Genomic DNA, 16,903 nt, shown 5'->3' on the forward strand with positions numbered 1-16,903 from the left:
AAACCCCAATCTCTTGCCGCGACTGGGGAGCTAGAACCATGGCCACTGATTTCTTCGGGCGTATTCTGCGCGACGACCTTCCGAACCCGGCGACGTCGCCGGAGCTGTTCGATTCCATCCTGTCGCGGCGGGTGTTTGCATTCATCATCGATTGTATCGTGATGATGATCCTTATCGCTGCGGTCTCGATTGCCGCTGCGGTGCTCGGCATATTGACGCTAGGCCTCGCCTGGCTGGCCTTTCCGCTGATCGTGCCGGTCGTCTTCGTCGCCTACTACGCTGTGACGCTAGGATCTCCATCGCGGGCGACGCTCGGGATGCGGGCCATGGATATCGTTCTCACCCCGACGCGCGACGTTCCCCTCGACGGGTGGATGGCCATGCTGCATGTGGTCGCGTTCTGGGCGACCTGCTCGATTCTCACCCCTTTCATTCTTGCTGTGGGACTCATCACCAACCGGCGGCAGCTGCTGCACGATATTCTGCTCGGGGTGCTGATGGTCCGGCGCTCGCCCATGGTCCGGCATTGGCGCACCTATCACGTAGAGGGACAGGGCGTTTAGCTTTAGGTTTTGTGATAATCGGGCGCGTTGCGCGCCTTGCGTGGGACCATTACAATGAGATCCTGCGCAAATGTGCGCTGAACGAGTGAAGCCGAATGGACCAAACCCCCGAAAGCGCCCAGTTTTTTCTGACCGCGCCTTCGCCCTGCCCCTATCTCGACGGGCGGCAGGAGAGAAAACTGTTTACCCACCTTTCTGGCAGACGCGCGGGCGCGCTGCACCAGCTGCTTTCCGACCACGGGTTCCGGCGCAGCCAGAACCTCATCTATCGCCCAGCCTGCCTCGAATGCGACGCCTGCCAGTCGATCCGGGTATTGAGCACGCAATTCTCTCCGTCCGAGCGGCATCGCCGGGTTCTTAAACGTAACGCCGATGTTCGCGCCGAAGTGATCCCACCCGTTGCGACAGCAGAGCAGTACGGGTTGTTCCGGCGCTATCTCGATGCAAGGCATGCCAATGGCGGCATGACCCAGATGAGCTACCTCGACTATGAATTCATGGTCGAAGATACACCTGTGCACTCCGAGCTCGTCGAATACCGGCTGAAGGAGGACGGGCCGGATGGCGATCGGGACCAACTCATCGCCGCCGTTCTAACCGATGTGCTGCCCGATGGGCTTTCGATGGTCTACAGCTTTTATGATCCGGCCATGCCCAAGCGAGGGCTCGGTAATTTCATGATTCTCGACCATATCGCCCGGCTTTCGCGCAGGGGGCAGGGATATCTCTATCTGGGCTATTGGGTGAAGAACTCGCCCAAGATGGCATACAAGACTGATTTCGAGCCGCTCGAAGTGCAGCGCGGCTCGCGCGGATGGGTGCCGCTGGTGCTCGATACCGGATGGGGGAACGACTAGGCCCGTGGCGTCCCAGCGGCCTACCCTCGCGAGCCTACTTGTCTCACGCCTTTATCTGGGTGGATGCGCGGCGCTATGCCTGATGGCAGTCGGCGCGGTGCTGGGGTTTGCTCATCCCGCCCTTGATCTTTTCAACCATATGCAGCCTGCGCTGTTTTTTGCCGCACTGGTAGCGATGCTGTTCTGCGGGATTTTCGTTCGGGCGGGCGCCATGCGGGCGATGGCGCTGAGCCTTGCAGCAACCGGATTGGTGGCCTCGGCGGTTGTGTACGTTCCGGAGTTCATTGCTGGTTTGACGGTGCGCTTTGCGCCTGCTCCCCAGGAAAGCACGGTCTACACGCTGATGACGTTCAACGTCTTCGGACGGAACGAGGAACCCGACACGCTGGCGAGCTACATCATCGGCACCGACACCGACATCGTGGCCTTGCAGGAATATAGCCCCGAGGTGCGGCGTGCGATCCATACCCGGCTTGCCGAGCACTATGAGCATTTCCAGTATTGTGCGGGCGGCCAGCGGGCATTTGTGGGGCTCTACAGCAAACTGCCATTCGAGCCCTTGATCGAGGACGTGTGTTCGGCCAGCGCCATCAATACCGAACGCACCGCGCGGATTGTCGTGCGCTTCGCCGCACCCAGCGGCGCACCCTTTGCGTTGGCGACCACGCATAACGACTGGCCGGCCCCCGTAACGCGGCAGGTCGAGCAATTCAACGCGCTCCGCGATGCGCTGGAAACAGTTGAAGGGCCGTTGCTGCTCGTGGGGGATTTCAACTCGACTCCATGGTCATATGCGCTGCGCCGGTTTGTGACCGAGGCCGGTTTTATCCGCCATACCTTCAACCTGCCGACCTTCCCCAAGCTCTGGTACTATTTCGGTGACTGGCGATGGACGCCGGCCATCCTGCCCATCGACCACGTGATGAGCCGAGGCGGGATTGCGGTCCATGAGCTCTATCGCGGCGACGCCAGCGGTTCCGATCACCTGCCGATTATATTGCGGTTTTCGGTGGGAGGAGAGTGAGCCCCCCTGCCCGGCCCTGTACCTGCACTCCAGGCTTTCAGTCTCAAACCGCTCTACCCGGAGCGATTTGCCCTTCAGGACATCCCCTACCCGACAAAGCGGTTATTGCGCGGGAACCCCGTCGGCACCTGACGGCCTGCTTGTGCGCGTTCACCGAGCCAGTCGCGCAGCTCTTCCATCGTTTTGGTATAGGTGCGCCCCGAACTGTCGGTCCATGTGAGCCCATCGGCAGACGAGAAGACCTTGGCATCCGAGATGCCACCATCCTTGTATTTCTGCAGGCGCACGCCTTTGCCACGCGACATTTCGGGGAGTTGATCGCGGGGGAAGACGAGGAGTTTTCGGTTTTTCCCAACGACGGCGACGGTGTCACCCTCGGCGGGCACGCACAAAACGGCTTCCTGCGCGCCGGAGACGTTGAGAATCTGCTTGCCCTTGCGGGTATTGGCGATCAGTTCCTCTTCCGCGACGATGAAGCCATTGCCGATATCCGAGGCGAGAAGGCGCTTTGAGCCGGGACGATGGATGAAAAGCGTGACGATGTCCTGGCTTTCCTCGATATCGACCATGATGCGCACCGGTTCGCCGTGGCCACGGCCTCCGGGGAGCTTGTCCGCACCGAGCGTATAGACCTTGCCGCCTGTGGTGAGCATGAGCAGTTTATCGGTGGTCTCGCAGGTGAGCGAGAGTTTGAGCCTGTCGTCGGACTTGAAGCTCTGGGCCGACATATCATTGTTGTGGCCTTTGAGCGCCCGAATCCATCCCTTTTCCGAAAGGATCACGGTGATGGGTTCGCGCTCGATCATCGCGGTTTCGATATCGGCGATATCGGCATGCGGCGCGGCAGCGAGTTCGGTACGGCGGGCGCCGAGCGGATGCGGCGTCCCATCGGGATTGGTCTTGGGATAGGCGGCCTTGAGCGCCTCGACCTGCTTGCGGATTTCACCCCAGAGACGCTTTTCCGAACCAAGCAGCGCTTCGAGGTGCTCCTTTTCCGCGGTGAGTTTTTCAAACTCCGTGCGGATTTCGATTTCCTCTAGCTTGCGCAAAGAGCGCAGGCGCATGTTGAGGATGGCTTCTGCCTGAACATCGGTGAGGTTGAAGCGGGCGATCAGTTCGCCCTTGGCATCGTCCTCCTCGCGGATGATGCGGATGACCTCATCGAGATTAATATAGGCGATGAGATAGCCGCCGAGGACCTCTAGGCGATGCTCGATCTGGCCGAGGCGGTAGCGCGAGCGGCGGACGAGGACTTCCTTGCGGTGCTCGAGCCAGGCCTTGAGCACTTCGGCGAGGCTCATCACGCGCGGGACCATGCCCTTGTCGAGCACGTTCATGTTGAGCGAGATGCGCTGTTCGAGCTCGGTGAGCTTGAACATGGATTCCATCAGAAGGGTCGGATCGACATTGCCGGCGCGGGGTTCAAGAACGAGGCGGATATCCTCGGCGCTCTCATCGCGCACATCCTTCAATAGCGGCAGGCGGCGGGCCATGAGCAATTCGGCAATCTTTTCGACCAGCCGCGACTTCTGCACGCCATAGGGAATTTCTGTGATGACGATCTGATAGACGCCCCTGCCCTTGTCCTCCTTGTGCCAGCGCGCGCGAACCCGGAAAGAGCCGCGGCCGGTCGCGTAGGCCTGTTCGGTGGCCGCAGGATCGTCGACCATGATGCCACCGGTAGGGAAATCGGGGCCAGGCACGAAGCGCATGAGATCAGCGGCTGTGGCGTTGGGCTCCATCAGAAGATGGAGCGCCGCGTCGCAAAGCTCGGACACATTGTGCGGGGGGATGGATGTCGCCATGCCCACCGCGATGCCGCTCGACCCGTTGGCCAAGAGGTTGGGGAAATTCGAAGGCAGGACGATAGGTTCCTCGTCCTCGCCGTCATAGGTCTGGCGGAAATCGACGGCGTCCTCGGTGATGCCTTCGAGCAGACGCGCGGCAACCTCTGTCATCCGGCTTTCGGTGTAACGCATGGCTGCGGCGCCATCGCCATCGACCGAACCGAAATTGCCCTGCCCGTCCACCAGCGGATAGCGCACGGCAAAATCCTGCGCGAGGCGCACGAGCGCATCATAGACCGATTGGTCGCCGTGGGGATGGAACTTGCCGATCACGTCGCCCACGATGCGGGCGGATTTCTTGTAACCCTGCCCGGGGTCGAGCTTCAAAAGCCGCATGGCATGGAGAATGCGGCGGTGAACGGGCTTCAGCCCGTCCCGTGCATCGGGCAGCGCGCGTTGGGTGATCGTCGAGATCGCATAGGAAAGATAGCGCTCCTCAAGCGCTTCCTTGAGATCGACAATACGTTCTTCCCCGCCCGGCGGGTCCATCACTTCGGCCATCGGCCAACCTTCGTACAGGTTATCGAATCAGTTGTTGAGTATACCCACCGAAGGCCATATCGCGCGCGCTGGATTGCGGATTTCAGCCGCTTCCAGCGTTTTACTTTACTAGCGCGGCTTCCACCCTCATCATCAGCACATTCACTAGACGGAGCCGTCCCATGCTTTCAGCAATGCTGTCGCGCTATCTCAAAACGCATTTTGTGGATGAGATAGTTTTTATCCAGTCGAGCGGCATAACAAAGCCAATCTTCGATGGGCTGATCGCGGCGCGCGCGATACCGGGTGCGATCTATCGGCTTTGGACCGACGGTACGGCCTGGAGCCCAATCGGCGGCTGGGTCGGAGAGTGTCGTGATAAAGAACCGGCATCGGAATGGTTCAGTCCAGCAGCGATATGGTGGGCACGGCGGGCAAATGTTTTTATCAACGAAGGGCATTCGCCATCGGAGATCGCCGCCACGTTCCGCGAGATGTTTCTTGCCGAATTCCTGAAGGCTCTCGAATGCGATCCACTTGGCGAACTGGCCTACCCCGGCGCCTATTCGACGGAAGGACTTGTCCCTGAGGCAGCGCGGGAAACCGGCTTGCTGGAATGGGAGGACTGGATAAACGGCGGCTACGGCGTCTGTCTCAGACGTTTCGATGCGCTTGGCCTCGTAACAAAGGCGGGTGGCACGGTGAGGATACGGGAAATCACCTATTCAGGAACACGCTCCACGCTTTCTCCTGCCGAGCGACTCGAACTGATCGAAGTCATGGAGCGGCTGGATGCCGTGATGCTCCCATTTGCACCGCATCAGCGCCCCAAAGGTACGCCCGGCCTCTGGATCGATACGCCGCTCGCTCGATACGGAATGGGCAAAATCCCGCTCGTCGAATCTCTGCTGCTCAACGATAGCGACGCATTGCGTTGCGCTTAAATTGCAAACCGCACCGCCAACAGTGCAAGTGCAGCCGGAACGGTTTGGACGAAGATGATCTTCCGGCTGGCCGTTGCAGCGCCGAAGATGCCGGCGACCGCGACGCAGAGGAGGAAGAAAACCTTGAAGGCAAAGTCGCCGGTCACGAGGCCGTAGATCAGTCCTGCGGCGAGGAAGCCGTTGTAGAGGCCCTGATTGGCGGCGAGCACCTTGGTTTTTTCGGCAAAGTCGGGCGCGAGCGCGAACATCTTGCGGCCGATCGGCTTGTCCCGCAGGGCAATTTCAACGATGGCGATGAAGATGTGGATAGCGGCGACGAGCGCACGAGAAGAGTGCCAATCATTTAATGTCTCCGCGCGATATGGTGCGCAATCCTGGTTCAATCGGTAACGCGCAATTCCTCGTAGGACACCATGACGTGCTCGCGATATGCGGGGCGCCCCGTGAGCGCCCCGTAGTAGCGCTCAAGACCGGGGCGTTCGGGGAACGGGATGGGCATATCGAAATAGCGATAGAGGATATGACCGAACTGGATATCGGCGAGCGTAAATGTCTCGCCCGCCAGGAAGGGGTGGGTGTTGAGCTGCACTTCGGCAATGTCGAGGAGCTTGTCGAGCTTCACGAGGGCCGCGGTGACAGCTTGCGGATCCTGCTTTGACGGTGCAGTGCGGACGAGTTGCCAGAAGATGGGGCCAGTGAAGGCGGGGGTCACGTTGATCTTGGCCCATTCGGCCCATTTGTCGATCTGGGCGCAGGCCTGGGGATCGGACGGCCAGAAGGTTTCGTGACCGTAGCGATTGGCGAGGTAGCGCAGGATCGCGCCTGCTTCCCAGATCGGGTCCGCGCCGTTGTCGCTGATGACCGGCACAAGGCCGTTGGGATTCATGGCCAGAAATTCGGGCGTATCGTTGCCGCCATAGATATGGCCGACGTCGTGCCGCTCATAGGGAAGCGCCATTTCTCCAATCGCCCACATCACGGCCTGAACGTTGGACGACGATTTCCGACCCCAAACTGTAAGCATGTGCGGCTTCCCTCGTTTTTCAGTCCGAAATGGGTAGCCCCTTAAGGGTAGCCGCACAAGCCGGTCTTACGGAAAGATCAGCGAGCGATGGGCCGCGGCCCCCGCCATTGCGCCGTCCCCCACCGCGACAGCAACGTTGCCCGCCCCGCGCGCGGCGTCGCCGCAGGCCAGTACGCCGGGAACCGAAGTCTGTTTCATGGCGTCCGTCCAGATGAACTCGCCCAAGGGCCCGTCCTCCATGCGGCAGCCCAGTTGCGTTGCCAGCGGAGTGGATGGCGCGGTACGCGAGGCGGTGAAGAGGCCCGCAAAGGAGATCGTGCGGCCATCGTCGAGCTCGACATCGGCCCTACCGGTTATGCGGACGACGCGACCGGCCTCGATTCTGGCGCCGCGGCCGGCGAGTTGGACACTTTGCTCTGCATCGGGTTCGAACGTGCCATTGAGAAGGAAGGTCGTCGGGCCCCAATCGGGGAGAAGCAGGGCCTGGTGGATGGAAGCAGGGCCGGTCGCTATCACGCCGATCGGCCCCTGATCGAGCTCGTAGCCGTGGCAATAGGGGCAATGGAAAACGCTTTTCCCCCAGCGTTCAGCGAGGCCGGGGATTTCGGGCAAGGTATCGCTGACACCGGATGCGAGGACGAGAATTTTTGATTTGAGGTCGCGGCCATTGGCGAGGCGGACGCCGAAATCGCCGACTTTGCCGCTAGCCTTGACTGCTTCCCCTTCAATCCATTCGACGGTTGGATAGGCGAGAAGCTGGGTGCGGGCGTCGGCGGCGATGTCACCAGGGGCACGGCCATCCTGCGAGAGAAAGCCGTGGGAAAAACCGGCGAAGCGGTTGCGGCCCTTGCCTGTATCGACGATGGCGACCTTCTGCCGGGCGCGGGCCAATTGCAGACCCGCACTCATGCCGGCGTAGCTGCCGCCGACGATGATGGCGTCATAGTTCATTTCAGTGATCCTTGTGGCGGTGCCTTTGACGCAGACGCTCAGTGAAGTCACCGGCGATTTGCGCGAGGGTGAGGCTCTGGAAGCGAGCCAGAAGCAGCGCTTCGGCTTCCTTCATGGCGTCGTCGAGTGCGGCGTTGACCGCTTGTTCAAGAAGGCATTGCGGGGCATCGTTGCTATTGGCGATTGCATAGACCGCCGGTTCACCAAGCGCTTCGTGGATGTCGCGGATGGTTGTTTTTTCCATATCGCAAGCGATGGACCAGCCGCCATTGTGACCTTTGGTTGAGGTGACAAGCCCAGCTTCTCGCAGCCCGGACATCGTGCGGCGCACAACGACGGGGTGCGTGCTCATGCATTGCGCGAGTACCTCCGAGGTCATGGGCCCGCGATGGGCAGCCATGTGCATGAGAGCATGAAGTACGGCGGAAAGGCGGCTGCTGGATTTCATGTAACTTTATCTATTACATGAAATCGGAACTGGCAAGCGCGGGATTGACAATGCCAAATATACAAGGATAGCCTTATATAATTTCAAACTTGCATATAAGGCTTTGCCATGCACTTCGACTTTGCAACCCATCTCGGCGCTATCGAGCGCAGTGTCTCCAATCTTGAGCGCGATGGCGCTCCGGCAAAGGGCGTGACGCTTTCACGGACCTACGCGACAACCGTCGAGGATTTGTGGGATGCCGTGACCAATGCGGAAAGGATTCCGCGCTGGTTCCTACCAATCAACGGCGACCTCAAACTCGGCGGAAAGTATCAGCTTGAAGGCAATGCGAGCGGCACGATTACCGATTGCGATGCTCCGACGTTTTTCGCGGCGACCTGGGAGTTTGGCGGCGGCGTGAGCTGGATCGAAGTTCGCATTGAAGCGGAGGGGAATGGTGCGCGGCTGACGCTCTGCCATATCGCGCCAGTCAATGAATTCTGGGATCAGTATGGTCCGGGCGCTGTGGGCGTTGGCTGGGACCTCGGGCTGGTGGGCTTGGTCTACCATCTGGCGGGCAGCACGATGGAGAAGTTTGACGAGACCGCCTTTGCAACATCGGAGGAAGGCCGCGCGTTTATCGGCGGCGCGAGCGATGACTGGGCACGGGCTGCTATCGATGCAGGCGATGATGCTGCGGCGGCCCGGAAGGCGGCGAAGGCGACCACTGCCTTTTATACCGGACAGCCGGCACCGGAAGCGTGATGCATGCCTTCGATGTCCTCGGCGATCCGGTGCGCCGCCGTATTCTTGAACTGCTCGCCGAGGACGAGCATCGCTCGGGGCAGATTGTCGAGGTGATCCAGGCCGAATTCGGGATCACACAAGCTGCAGTCTCGCAGCATCTGCGTGTGTTGCGGGATTCCGGCTTTGCCAATGTGCGGGTGGACGGGCAGCGGCGCGTATATTCGGTCGATCCGGGACCTTTACGGGAAGTCGATATGTGGCTCGATCGCTTCAGGGCGTTCTGGGAACCGAAGCTGGGTGCGCTCGACACCGAAATCATGCGCGGCAAGAAAAAGCGTGGGGAACTGTAGAGGCACCCACCATCATGACTGCAGCAATAATTCCGCAAATGTCGGGAGCCGCCCCGGCGTATCGTCCTCGCACCGAGGCAACAAGGCCTCGGTGACAGGAGAATGACCCATGACCAAAATGATTTTCATCAACCTCCCCGTAAAGGACCTCGATACCGCCGAGCGGTTTTATACCGCCATCGGATGCGAGAAGAACCCGCAGTTCAGCAACGAGAATGCCGTTTCGATGGCGTGGTCGGATGCGATCGTGTTCATGCTGCTCAAGCATGAATTCTTCTCGACGTTCATCACCAAGCCGATTGCCGACGCGCAGCAAGCGGTCGGGGCGCTCTATGCGTTTTCCTGTGAGGACAAGGCGGCCGTGGACGCGGTGACCGAAGCGGCCGGAAAGGCCGGCGGCAGGGCGGATGTGCGCGATCCTCAGGACCTGGGCTTCATGTACTCGCGCGCCTTTGCCGACCCGGACGGAAATATCTTCGAGCCCGTCTATATGGATATGTCGGCCCCGATAGAGGCCGCATCCTAGGCCGACAACACACCAACCAACCACTCGCGAGTGGCGGGTTGTTCTATTCCACGCGCAGCCCACACGTGGCGATCGAGGAAGTGGCCGGTGAGGCGGAAGGCATCTGCTATGTCGCCGGGTTCGGGCACGATATCGGCCCCGAGGAAGGGCGGGAGGCGCAGGAGTCGGTCCTTGTAGGGCTCCGCGGCCTGGGCGCTGACCGCCCTGCCGGTTTTGGGCGAGACGTGGGTGAGGTTCTCAAGCGCGCCGGTGGCGGCGCAGCTTTCGAGATCGAGTCCGAAACCGAGTTCTTCGAGAAGATAGATTTCGAAGCGGGCCAACTCGGCGCCGAGTTCGGCAGGTGTGCAGTCGGCATCGAGCAGCGCCAGGATGGCATCGAGCAAAGCGTCATGCGGGTCGCGTTCGGGCAGCAGTCGGAGATGGTCGGCAAGGAGCTGGCAGAGATAGAGGCGCGTGCGGTCGGTCAGCATTCCGGCGGCGCGGAGCTTCGTTGCTTCGACTGTGAACAGGCCCAGATGATCCTCGAGGCGCGCGCGCCAGGTAAGCAGCGCGGAATTGCCGGCCTGGAGGAAAGCTGCCTGCTTTGCGCTGCGGCCACCGCGCACGAGGCCAAGCCAGCGCCCCTTGCCGGGCACCATGGTTTCGAGGATCAGGCTGGTTTCCCCATGTCGTCTGATGCCGATGATGAGGCCTTCAGCCGACCATTCCATTTGTCACTTCGTCCAGTCCAGCCCCATCTCGCGGTAGCGTTCGGGGTCGTCGGCCCAGTTGGCGCGCACCTTTACGAAAAGGAAGAGGTGAACCGGGCATTCGAACATCTCGATCATCTCTGCTCGCGCTTCGGCGCCGATGGCCTTGATCGTCTGCCCCTTGGCGCCGAGGACGATCTTCTTGTGCGTGTCGCGGGTGACGTAGATTACCTGATCGATGCGATACGAGCCGTCGGACTGGACCTTGAAGCTCTCGGTCTCCACCGTGGCGTTATAGGGAATCTCGTCGTGGATGCGCAGGAAGAGTTTTTCGCGCGTGACCTCGGCTGCGGTGAGGGCGAGGGTTAGGTCGGTCAGGTGCTCCTCGGGGAAGTGCCACTCGCCCAGGGGCGCCTGTGCGACGCACCAATTGATGAAATCTGCAACGCCATCGCCTTTGAGGGCGGAGATCATGAAGGTTGTTTCAAAGCGCGCCTTTTCGTTGAGCTCCTCGGAGAGCTTGAGGAGGGTTTCGCGCTTGACCTTGTCGACCTTGTTGATGACCAGCACCTTGGGCTGGCGGATGTTCTGCAATCCCTCGAGCAGGGCTTCGACATCGGGCGCGAGGCCGCGCTGGGCGTCAACGATGAGGCCGACCATGTCGGCATCCCCTGCCCCGGTCCATGCCGATTGCACCATCGCGCGGTCGAGACGGCGCTTGGGAGCAAAAATGCCCGGGGTATCGATAAAGACCAATTGGGCCTCATCGATGGTCACGACGCCACGCACCTGCGCACGGGTGGTCTGGGCCTTGTGGGTGACGATGGAAACCTTGGTGCCGACGAGGGCGTTCAGGAGCGTCGATTTCCCCGCGTTCGGGGCGCCAACGAGGGCGACGAATCCGCATTTGGTGGTGGCGGTCATAGGCCTGTGCTCCAGACATCCTCGCGCAGGAGGAACTTTTCGGCGGCCAGATGCTCGGCCAGTTTCTTGGACGCTCCGGACGCGGTGATGGGCTCGTAGCCGCGCACCGAAACCGAAATCGTGAAGATTGGGGCGTGGTCTGGGCCACTGCGGTCCGTTTCGAGATAGTTCGGCGGCTCCAGCCCCTTGCCCTGAGCCCATTCCTGCAATGCAGTCTTGGCGTCAGCGCGGCGCGCCTGGGTGACATCGAGGTTGTCGCCGAACATGCGGGTGACGAAAGTGAAGGCGGGATCGAGACCGCCGTCGGCATAGATCGCGCCAATCACGGCTTCGCAAACGTCGCCCAGGATCGCATCCTTGTCGGCACCGCCGGTTCGCGCCTCGCTTTCACCCAGATGCAGGAACGGGCCAAGCCCGAGCTTGCGGGCGACGCGGGCGCAGGTTTCCTTGCGCACGAGGCTGTTGAGCGTGCGCGAAAGTTCGCCCTCATTGGACCGGGGCAGCCTGTCCGAGAGCATGTGCGCAACAACGAGGCCGAGCACCCTGTCACCCAGAAATTCGAGGCGCTGGTAGGATTCGGCGGTGCGCCGGGACGGCGCTACGGCGCTCGAATGGGTCAGGGCGCGCGCGAGCAAGGCCGGGTTGTTGAACGCGTATCCCAGTCTTTGCTCTAACTGCTCTTTGTCGCGCGCGCGCAGGCTCATTCGTAAATCGAGGTGAAGATGCGGTCGAAGCGGACGTTGCCGGGCCAGCGCCAGATCTGCCAGGGCGGAATATTGTCCTCAATCGAGAAGAAGCGCCATTCCGCCTTGCCCAGCAGGTTCTCGAACGGCACGAACCCGACATGGGAAAGCGAGCGGCTATCGAGCGAGCGGTCGCGATTGTCGCCCATCATGAAAAAATGCCCGGGCGGCACGACATATTCCTGCGTATTGTCGAACTGCGCGTTATCGGAAATTTCCTGAATGACATAACTCACGCCATTGGGCAGCGTCTCGCGATAGATGTTGACCGGCAGCGTCATCGAGTTGCTGTCGCGGTCCTGCCCCTGACCGAGGCGTTCCCGCTCAACAGGTTCGCCATTGATATGCAGAATGCCACCCGTCACCTGGACGCGGTCGCCCGGAAGGCCGACGACACGCTTGACGTAATTCTCGGACTGGGGAACCGGACGGAAGACGGCCACGTCGCCCCGCTCGGGTTCCCGCCCGAACACACGCCCCCGCCAAGGCACCTCGGTATAGGGCAGCGAATAGCGCGAATAGCCATAGGAATACTTGGACGCCAGGATGTAGTCGCCGATCAGGAGATTGGACTGCATCGAGGCGGTGGGGATAGAGAACGGCTCGAAGGCGAAGGTGCGGAAGACGAGCGCGATGAGGAGCGCCTGAACGATGACGACGATCGTTTCGCGCAATTCGCCCTTGCCGGATTTTTTCTTCTTTTCGGCGTCCGACATCGGGGTGCTCATTTTTCCTGCATTCGCCTGTCTGTTAAGGGAGCGGCCCTCACCGGTCAACCGGCAGCGCCTCGATGATGACAAAAGCCTGCGCAAGCCCCACGTCATCGGTTATGGTCACGTGGATATGGGCCTCGTGGGCCGGCGGAACAAGCCGCGCGAGCCGTTTGGCCGCACCACCGGTCAGCCGCATGGTTGGCTTGCCGCTCGGCAGGTTCACGACTCCCATGTCGCGCCAGAATACGCCATTTGAAAGGCCGGTGCCCAGCGCCTTGGCGCAGGCCTCCTTGGCGGCGAAACGCTTGGCGTAGGAAGCGGCGCGATTGCGGCGGCGATCCGATTTCGCGCGCTCGATGTCCGTGAAGCACCGTTGGGTGAACCGCTCACCAAAACGCTCGAGCGTGCGCTCGATATGGGCAATCTCGCAGATGTCGTTGCCCATTCCGATGATCATTGGAGCCCCCTGCTCCCGGGCTTGACCGGGGGAAGGGCCTCCAGCTCCGGCGGCAATGCGTCGGGGGCGTAGGCGGGCACCTTGTATTCGGTGAGCGCGACCAGCGGCACGCCGATATCGGCCTCGCCGGCGGAACGGTCGACTATACAGGCTGCGGCGACCACATCGGCGCCGAGCGCCTTGACGCAATCGATGCATTCGCGGATCGAGAGACCGGTCGAAACGATGTCCTCGACGACGATCACTTTTTCTCCCGGCTCGACACGGAAGCTGCGGCGAAGCTCAAATACGCCGTCGACGCGCTCGGTGAAGATGGCAGGTACGCCGAGATGGCGTGCTGTTTCGTAGCCCGGGATGATTCCGCCGACAGCCGGCGACACGACCTGCGAGATGTCTCCATAGCCCTCGGCCCTGATCTTTTCCGCAAGCGCCCTGCAGAGCTTCTCGGCACGGTCAGGAAACATGAAGACACGGTTCTTTTGCAGAAATACCGGCGAGCGCAAGCCCGAGGACAGGATGAAGTGCCCCTCAAGAAGGGCATCGCAAGAACGGAAAATATCGAGCACTTCGTCGCGGGTCATTGCGCTTTCTCCATGTCGGTCGAAAAGACGCCTTCCATCCCAGCAATGGCGCTAGCCTGAAGCACGCTGCCCCGCTGGACCCTGGAAAGCCCCGGAGTGCGTTTGAGGGTTGCGAGCACGTCTGTCAACTGTGCCAGGTCGCGAAGCTCAAGCTCGAAAATCATCTCGTGGGAGTCCTGGGCCAGCGCCCGCATGACGAGATTGGAGATGTTGGCGTCGCATGCCGCGATGGCGGAGGTAATCTGCGCAAGCGCGCCGGGACGGTTCGCCGAGTGCATCGAAATCACCGCCCTGAAAAGACGCTCGGGTTTGCCTTGCAAATCCCACCGCACGTCGATCCAGCCTACATCCTTGTCATGATATTCGGCAAGCGCATCGGATTCGGCGGGATATACCGTCATCGTTCCGTTCTGTTGCAGGATGCCGATAAGCCGGTCCCCGGGCACCACACCTTCGCGCGACACCTCGACCGGCATGTTGAAATCGAACCCTACGAGAGCCGCGAAGCGCTTGACCGCGCTGCGCTGGCCGCCTGGCATGCGGAACTTGAAGCATTCGCCCCGCTTGAGCGAGAACCAACCTTCTGCATTGTCGCCGACGGGGAGCGACAGCTTGGACCGCCTGCGGCGCTTGCCTTTCATGGCGGCCGCCTCGCGGGCGAGGTCGTCGGCGCTGAGCCGGCCTTCGCCGATTTCCACAAGCAGCGCCTGACGATCCCCGGCGTTCAGCCGTCCAGCCAGCGTTGCAATGTCATCGTCCGAGAACGATAGCCCCTCGCGCTCGAGAACGGCGGCCAGAACCTGCTCTCCGAGCGAAAATGCGCGCTGGAGGGCTCCGATCCGCACGGCCCGGCGAATGGCTGAGCGGGCTTTGCCGGTAACAGCGATGTTTTCCCAGTTTGGCGGCGGCGTATGGGTCGGATCGCGCAGGATTTCCACCTCGTCGCCCGAATGAAGCTGGGTGATGAGCGGCATGACCGAACCGTTGATCTTGCATCCCACACAGCTATCGCCCACGTCGGTATGGACGGCATAGGCGAAATCGATGGGCGTCGCGCCGCGCGGCAGCGCGATCAGCCGGCCACGCGGGGTGAAACAGAAAACCTGGTCCTGGAACAGTTCGAGCTTGGTATGCTCGATGAATTCCTCGGGGTTATCGCCCTCGGTGAGGTGTGCGATTGTCGTGCGCAGCCAGTTATAGGCGTGGCTTTCTTCCTCGAGCCGGCGCATGTCGCCCGAGATCGCTTCCTTGTAGAGCTGGTGCGCGGCAATACCGTACTCGGCGATGGCGTGCATCTCGTGGGTGCGGATCTGGAGTTCGACGCGCTGGCGGCCCGGGCCGACGATCGTGGTGTGGATCGAGCGGTAATCGTTGTGCTTGGGGACCGAGATATAGTCCTTGAAGCGGCCGGGGACGACCTTCCAGCGGGCGTGGATTACCCCCAGCGTGCGATAGCAGGCGTCGATGGTGTCCACGACGACGCGAAATCCGATCATATCGGACAATTGTTCCAGCGCGATCGCCTTGCGTTCAATCTTGGAATAAATGGACCAGGCCGATTTCAGCCGTGAGGAGACCTTGGCCTTGATGCCCTGCTCGGCCAAATGGCTCTCGAGTTCGGAGCGGATCTCCGCGATGATCTCGCGGCTCGACATTTCCATTGCAGCGAGCCGCTGGGTAATGGCCTTGTAGTGCTCGGGGTGCAGCGACTTGAAGGCCAGGTCCTCGAGCTCGTTGCGCATGTCCTGCATGCCCATGCGGCCGGCAAGCGGCGCATAGATGTCCATCGTCTCCTGCGCGATCCGCGCGCGCTTCTGGACGGGCATGTATTCGAGCGTGCGCATGTTGTGCAGGCGGTCGGCGAGCTTGACGAGCAGCACGCGCACATCCTGCGAGATGGCGAGCAGGAGCTTGCGCAGGTTTTCGGCCTGGGCTTCCTCGCGGGAGACGAGATTGAGTCGTTCGATCTTGGTCAGCCCGTCGACGATCTGCCCGATTTCGGGTCCGAAGAGTTCGTCGATTTCGGCGCGGGTGGCGTCTGTGTCCTCTAAGGTATCGTGCAGGAGGGCCACGGCGATGGTGGCATCGTCGAGCTTGAGATCGGTGAGTATGGCAGCCACTTCCAGGGGATGGGCGAAATACGGGTCCCCAGACGCGCGGGTCTGGCTGCCATGTTTCTGCATCCCATAGACATAGGCCTTGTTGAGCAGGTTTTCGTCGGCGTTCGGATTGTAGGCCAGAACACGCTCAACGAGTTCGTATTGACGCATCATGCGCCGGGTTACTCCAAGGAACGGCAAACGAATAAGGCGCCGGGCTGAACGCCAGACGCCTTAAAAGACAATATAAGAAAAGGGGGTTAACGATCAATCGTCGCGGCGCTCGGGGGGAGCCAGCGACTCGATGCCGCGGAGCAACTCTTCCTCGCTGATCGTGTCGAATACCGGACCGTCCTCGTCCGAAGAGGTTTCGATCATTGGCGCGGCTTCGCGCTCGGGCTCGTCGACCTCGACATACTTCTGCAGCGAGTGGATCAGGTCTTCCTTCAGATCCTCGGGCGAAATCGTCCCGTCGCCAATCTCGCGCAGGGCAACGACGGGGTTCTTGTCGTTGTCGCGGTCCACGGTGATCGCCGCGCCGGACGAAATCATGCGGGCGCGATGGGCCGACATAAGCACCAGCTCAAAGCGGTTCGGAATCTTTTCAATGCAATCTTCTACGGTGACGCGTGCCACGGCCGGTCTCCATTGACTAAAGAGGGGAGCGAAGGGCCCGTTTACACGAAGCCGAACTCAAAAACAAGCGCGAGGGCAACTACCGCGCCATCGGCGGACGGGCGGAGAAGTGCATTCCGGGCTTACGGAATACGGAACCAATTGGCGAGAGACGAATTATGGGCTTTTAATGGGCCGCGTTCAAAAATCAGAGAATGCCATCCGGAAGTGGTCGGGCGGCTATTGGTGGGGGATTAAATCACAAAAATTGCCAAATGCGACTACAGTAGCAATTGGAATGTCTCAGCTAACGTGTTAGTGTGTTGATCGAGTGTGGGG

20 protein-coding genes are annotated in these 16,903 nt (G+C 61.0%); 7 read left to right on the plus strand and 13 right to left on the minus strand.

Features of this window, described 5'->3' with window-relative positions; all coding sequences use genetic code 11:
- Positions 1 to 38: 38 nt before the first annotated feature.
- From I2G20_RS07310 to I2G20_RS07320, 3 genes are all read left to right on the plus strand, one after another.
- Complete coding sequence (locus I2G20_RS07310) at positions 39 to 563, plus strand: RDD family protein (protein ID WP_196259037.1); 525 nt, start codon at positions 39 to 41, stop codon at positions 561 to 563.
- Positions 564 to 658: 95 nt separating this feature from the next.
- Positions 659 to 1,420 (plus strand): arginyltransferase, encoded by a 762-nt coding sequence (locus I2G20_RS07315; protein WP_196259038.1) that lies wholly within the window; start codon positions 659 to 661, stop codon positions 1,418 to 1,420.
- An 82-nt stretch (positions 1,421 to 1,502) separates the two neighbouring features.
- Entirely contained in the window at positions 1,503 to 2,444 is a 942-nt protein-coding gene (locus I2G20_RS07320; protein ID WP_196259039.1) for an endonuclease/exonuclease/phosphatase family protein, read from the plus strand.
- An 86-nt stretch (positions 2,445 to 2,530) separates the two neighbouring features.
- Here I2G20_RS07320 and parC read toward each other — a convergent pair whose 3' ends face one another.
- The gene (gene parC, locus I2G20_RS07325) at positions 2,531 to 4,792 is read right to left on the minus strand and encodes a DNA topoisomerase IV subunit A (RefSeq protein ID WP_196259040.1); all 2,262 of its coding nucleotides are present in this window, start codon (positions 4,790 to 4,792) and stop codon (positions 2,531 to 2,533) included.
- 161 nt (positions 4,793 to 4,953) lie between these two features.
- Here parC and I2G20_RS07330 point away from each other — a divergent pair, with 161 nt between their 5' ends.
- The gene (locus I2G20_RS07330) at positions 4,954 to 5,715 is read left to right on the plus strand and encodes a DUF6058 family natural product biosynthesis protein (RefSeq protein WP_196259041.1); all 762 of its coding nucleotides are present in this window, start codon (positions 4,954 to 4,956) and stop codon (positions 5,713 to 5,715) included.
- On the opposite strand, the gene I2G20_RS07335 is transcribed toward I2G20_RS07330, so the two are convergent.
- The 4 genes from I2G20_RS07335 to I2G20_RS07350 all read right to left on the minus strand — a co-directional run bounded on the left by I2G20_RS07335 (position 5,712) and on the right by I2G20_RS07350 (position 8,138).
- On the minus strand, positions 5,712 to 6,098 hold the full coding sequence (locus I2G20_RS07335; protein WP_196259042.1) for a DUF1304 domain-containing protein: 387 nt from the start codon (positions 6,096 to 6,098) through the stop codon (positions 5,712 to 5,714). The two genes, I2G20_RS07330 and I2G20_RS07335, sit on opposite strands and share 4 nt — an antisense overlap.
- Positions 6,095 to 6,739 (minus strand): glutathione S-transferase family protein, encoded by a 645-nt coding sequence (locus I2G20_RS07340; protein WP_196259043.1) that lies wholly within the window; start codon positions 6,737 to 6,739, stop codon positions 6,095 to 6,097. The genes I2G20_RS07335 and I2G20_RS07340 overlap by 4 nt, the downstream gene beginning before the upstream one ends.
- Positions 6,740 to 6,805: 66 nt before the next feature.
- Entirely contained in the window at positions 6,806 to 7,690 is an 885-nt protein-coding gene (locus I2G20_RS07345) for an NAD(P)/FAD-dependent oxidoreductase (RefSeq protein ID WP_196259044.1), read from the minus strand.
- A 1-nt stretch (position 7,691) separates the two neighbouring features.
- The gene (locus tag I2G20_RS07350; RefSeq protein ID WP_196259045.1) at positions 7,692 to 8,138 is read right to left on the minus strand and encodes an Rrf2 family transcriptional regulator; all 447 of its coding nucleotides are present in this window, start codon (positions 8,136 to 8,138) and stop codon (positions 7,692 to 7,694) included.
- A 108-nt stretch (positions 8,139 to 8,246) separates the two neighbouring features.
- Between I2G20_RS07350 and I2G20_RS07355 the strand changes: the two genes are divergently transcribed.
- The 3 genes from I2G20_RS07355 (at position 8,247) to I2G20_RS07365 (ending at position 9,743) form a co-directional block, all read left to right on the plus strand.
- A complete protein-coding gene (locus I2G20_RS07355) occupies positions 8,247 to 8,885 on the plus strand; it encodes an SRPBCC family protein (RefSeq protein ID WP_196259046.1) in 639 nt (212 codons plus the stop codon).
- Positions 8,885 to 9,217 carry an ArsR/SmtB family transcription factor gene (locus I2G20_RS07360; protein ID WP_196259047.1) on the plus strand — a complete coding sequence of 111 codons (333 nt, stop codon included), beginning with the start codon at positions 8,885 to 8,887 and terminating at the stop codon, positions 9,215 to 9,217. Before I2G20_RS07355 ends, I2G20_RS07360 begins: the two co-directional genes overlap by 1 nt.
- 109 nt (positions 9,218 to 9,326) lie before the next feature.
- Positions 9,327 to 9,743: a VOC family protein gene (locus I2G20_RS07365; RefSeq protein ID WP_196259048.1), complete on the plus strand. Its 417-nt coding sequence runs from the start codon at positions 9,327 to 9,329 to the stop codon at positions 9,741 to 9,743.
- On the opposite strand, the gene recO is transcribed toward I2G20_RS07365, so the two are convergent.
- The 8 genes from recO to rpoZ form a co-directional block, all read right to left on the minus strand.
- Positions 9,740 to 10,453, minus strand: a complete 714-nt coding sequence (gene recO / locus I2G20_RS07370) for a DNA repair protein RecO (RefSeq protein WP_196259049.1) — start codon at positions 10,451 to 10,453, stop codon at positions 9,740 to 9,742. The genes I2G20_RS07365 and recO overlap by 4 nt on opposite strands.
- A 3-nt stretch (positions 10,454 to 10,456) precedes the next feature.
- Positions 10,457 to 11,356 carry a GTPase Era gene (era, locus tag I2G20_RS07375; protein ID WP_196259050.1) on the minus strand — a complete coding sequence of 300 codons (900 nt, stop codon included), beginning with the start codon at positions 11,354 to 11,356 and terminating at the stop codon, positions 10,457 to 10,459.
- Entirely contained in the window at positions 11,353 to 12,060 is a 708-nt protein-coding gene (gene rnc, locus I2G20_RS07380) for a ribonuclease III (RefSeq protein WP_196259051.1), read from the minus strand. The genes era and rnc overlap by 4 nt, the downstream gene beginning before the upstream one ends.
- The gene (lepB, locus tag I2G20_RS07385; RefSeq protein ID WP_246472925.1) at positions 12,057 to 12,827 is read right to left on the minus strand and encodes a signal peptidase I; all 771 of its coding nucleotides are present in this window, start codon (positions 12,825 to 12,827) and stop codon (positions 12,057 to 12,059) included. Before lepB ends, rnc begins: the two co-directional genes overlap by 4 nt.
- 37 nt (positions 12,828 to 12,864) lie before the next feature.
- Positions 12,865 to 13,269: a holo-ACP synthase gene (gene acpS, locus I2G20_RS07390; protein ID WP_196259052.1), complete on the minus strand. Its 405-nt coding sequence runs from the start codon at positions 13,267 to 13,269 to the stop codon at positions 12,865 to 12,867.
- Entirely contained in the window at positions 13,266 to 13,850 is a 585-nt protein-coding gene (pyrE, locus tag I2G20_RS07395) for an orotate phosphoribosyltransferase (RefSeq protein WP_196259053.1), read from the minus strand. The genes acpS and pyrE overlap by 4 nt, the downstream gene beginning before the upstream one ends.
- Complete coding sequence (locus I2G20_RS07400; protein WP_196259054.1) at positions 13,847 to 16,123, minus strand: RelA/SpoT family protein; 2,277 nt, start codon at positions 16,121 to 16,123, stop codon at positions 13,847 to 13,849. Before I2G20_RS07400 ends, pyrE begins: the two co-directional genes overlap by 4 nt.
- A 93-nt stretch (positions 16,124 to 16,216) precedes the next feature.
- Positions 16,217 to 16,585 (minus strand): DNA-directed RNA polymerase subunit omega, encoded by a 369-nt coding sequence (gene rpoZ, locus I2G20_RS07405; protein ID WP_196259055.1) that lies wholly within the window; start codon positions 16,583 to 16,585, stop codon positions 16,217 to 16,219.
- Between the last annotated feature and the right edge of the window lie 318 nt (positions 16,586 to 16,903).

Source organism: Pelagibacterium limicola, from assembly GCF_015694405.1.
Lineage (GTDB): Bacteria > Pseudomonadota > Alphaproteobacteria > Rhizobiales > Devosiaceae > Pelagibacterium > Pelagibacterium limicola.

Excerpts from the sequence above, each read along its gene's own strand:
- I2G20_RS07310 (WP_196259037.1), top strand. The coding sequence starts at position 39 with ATGGCCACTGATTTCTTCGGGCGTATTCTGCGCGACGACCTTCCGAAC.
- I2G20_RS07340 (WP_196259043.1), bottom strand. The coding sequence starts at position 6,739 with ATGCTTACAGTTTGGGGTCGGAAATCGTCGTCCAACGTTCAGGCCGTG.
- lepB (WP_246472925.1), bottom strand. The coding sequence starts at position 12,827 with ATGAGCACCCCGATGTCGGACGCCGAAAAGAAGAAAAAATCCGGCAAG.
- recO (WP_196259049.1), bottom strand. The coding sequence starts at position 10,453 with ATGGAATGGTCGGCTGAAGGCCTCATCATCGGCATCAGACGACATGGG.
- I2G20_RS07345 (WP_196259044.1), bottom strand. The coding sequence starts at position 7,690 with ATGAACTATGACGCCATCATCGTCGGCGGCAGCTACGCCGGCATGAGT.
- I2G20_RS07350 (WP_196259045.1), bottom strand. The coding sequence starts at position 8,138 with ATGAAATCCAGCAGCCGCCTTTCCGCCGTACTTCATGCTCTCATGCAC.
- I2G20_RS07320 (WP_196259039.1), top strand. The coding sequence starts at position 1,503 with ATGGCAGTCGGCGCGGTGCTGGGGTTTGCTCATCCCGCCCTTGATCTT.
- acpS (WP_196259052.1), bottom strand. The coding sequence starts at position 13,269 with ATGATCATCGGAATGGGCAACGACATCTGCGAGATTGCCCATATCGAG.
- I2G20_RS07365 (WP_196259048.1), top strand. The coding sequence starts at position 9,327 with ATGACCAAAATGATTTTCATCAACCTCCCCGTAAAGGACCTCGATACC.
- I2G20_RS07330 (WP_196259041.1), top strand. The coding sequence starts at position 4,954 with ATGCTTTCAGCAATGCTGTCGCGCTATCTCAAAACGCATTTTGTGGAT.
- pyrE (WP_196259053.1), bottom strand. The coding sequence starts at position 13,850 with ATGACCCGCGACGAAGTGCTCGATATTTTCCGTTCTTGCGATGCCCTT.
- era (WP_196259050.1), bottom strand. The coding sequence starts at position 11,356 with ATGACCGCCACCACCAAATGCGGATTCGTCGCCCTCGTTGGCGCCCCG.
- I2G20_RS07355 (WP_196259046.1), top strand. The coding sequence starts at position 8,247 with ATGCACTTCGACTTTGCAACCCATCTCGGCGCTATCGAGCGCAGTGTC.
- I2G20_RS07400 (WP_196259054.1), bottom strand. The coding sequence starts at position 16,123 with ATGATGCGTCAATACGAACTCGTTGAGCGTGTTCTGGCCTACAATCCG.
- I2G20_RS07360 (WP_196259047.1), top strand. The coding sequence starts at position 8,885 with ATGCATGCCTTCGATGTCCTCGGCGATCCGGTGCGCCGCCGTATTCTT.
- rnc (WP_196259051.1), bottom strand. The coding sequence starts at position 12,060 with ATGAGCCTGCGCGCGCGCGACAAAGAGCAGTTAGAGCAAAGACTGGGA.
- I2G20_RS07315 (WP_196259038.1), top strand. The coding sequence starts at position 659 with ATGGACCAAACCCCCGAAAGCGCCCAGTTTTTTCTGACCGCGCCTTCG.
- parC (WP_196259040.1), bottom strand. The coding sequence starts at position 4,792 with ATGGCCGAAGTGATGGACCCGCCGGGCGGGGAAGAACGTATTGTCGAT.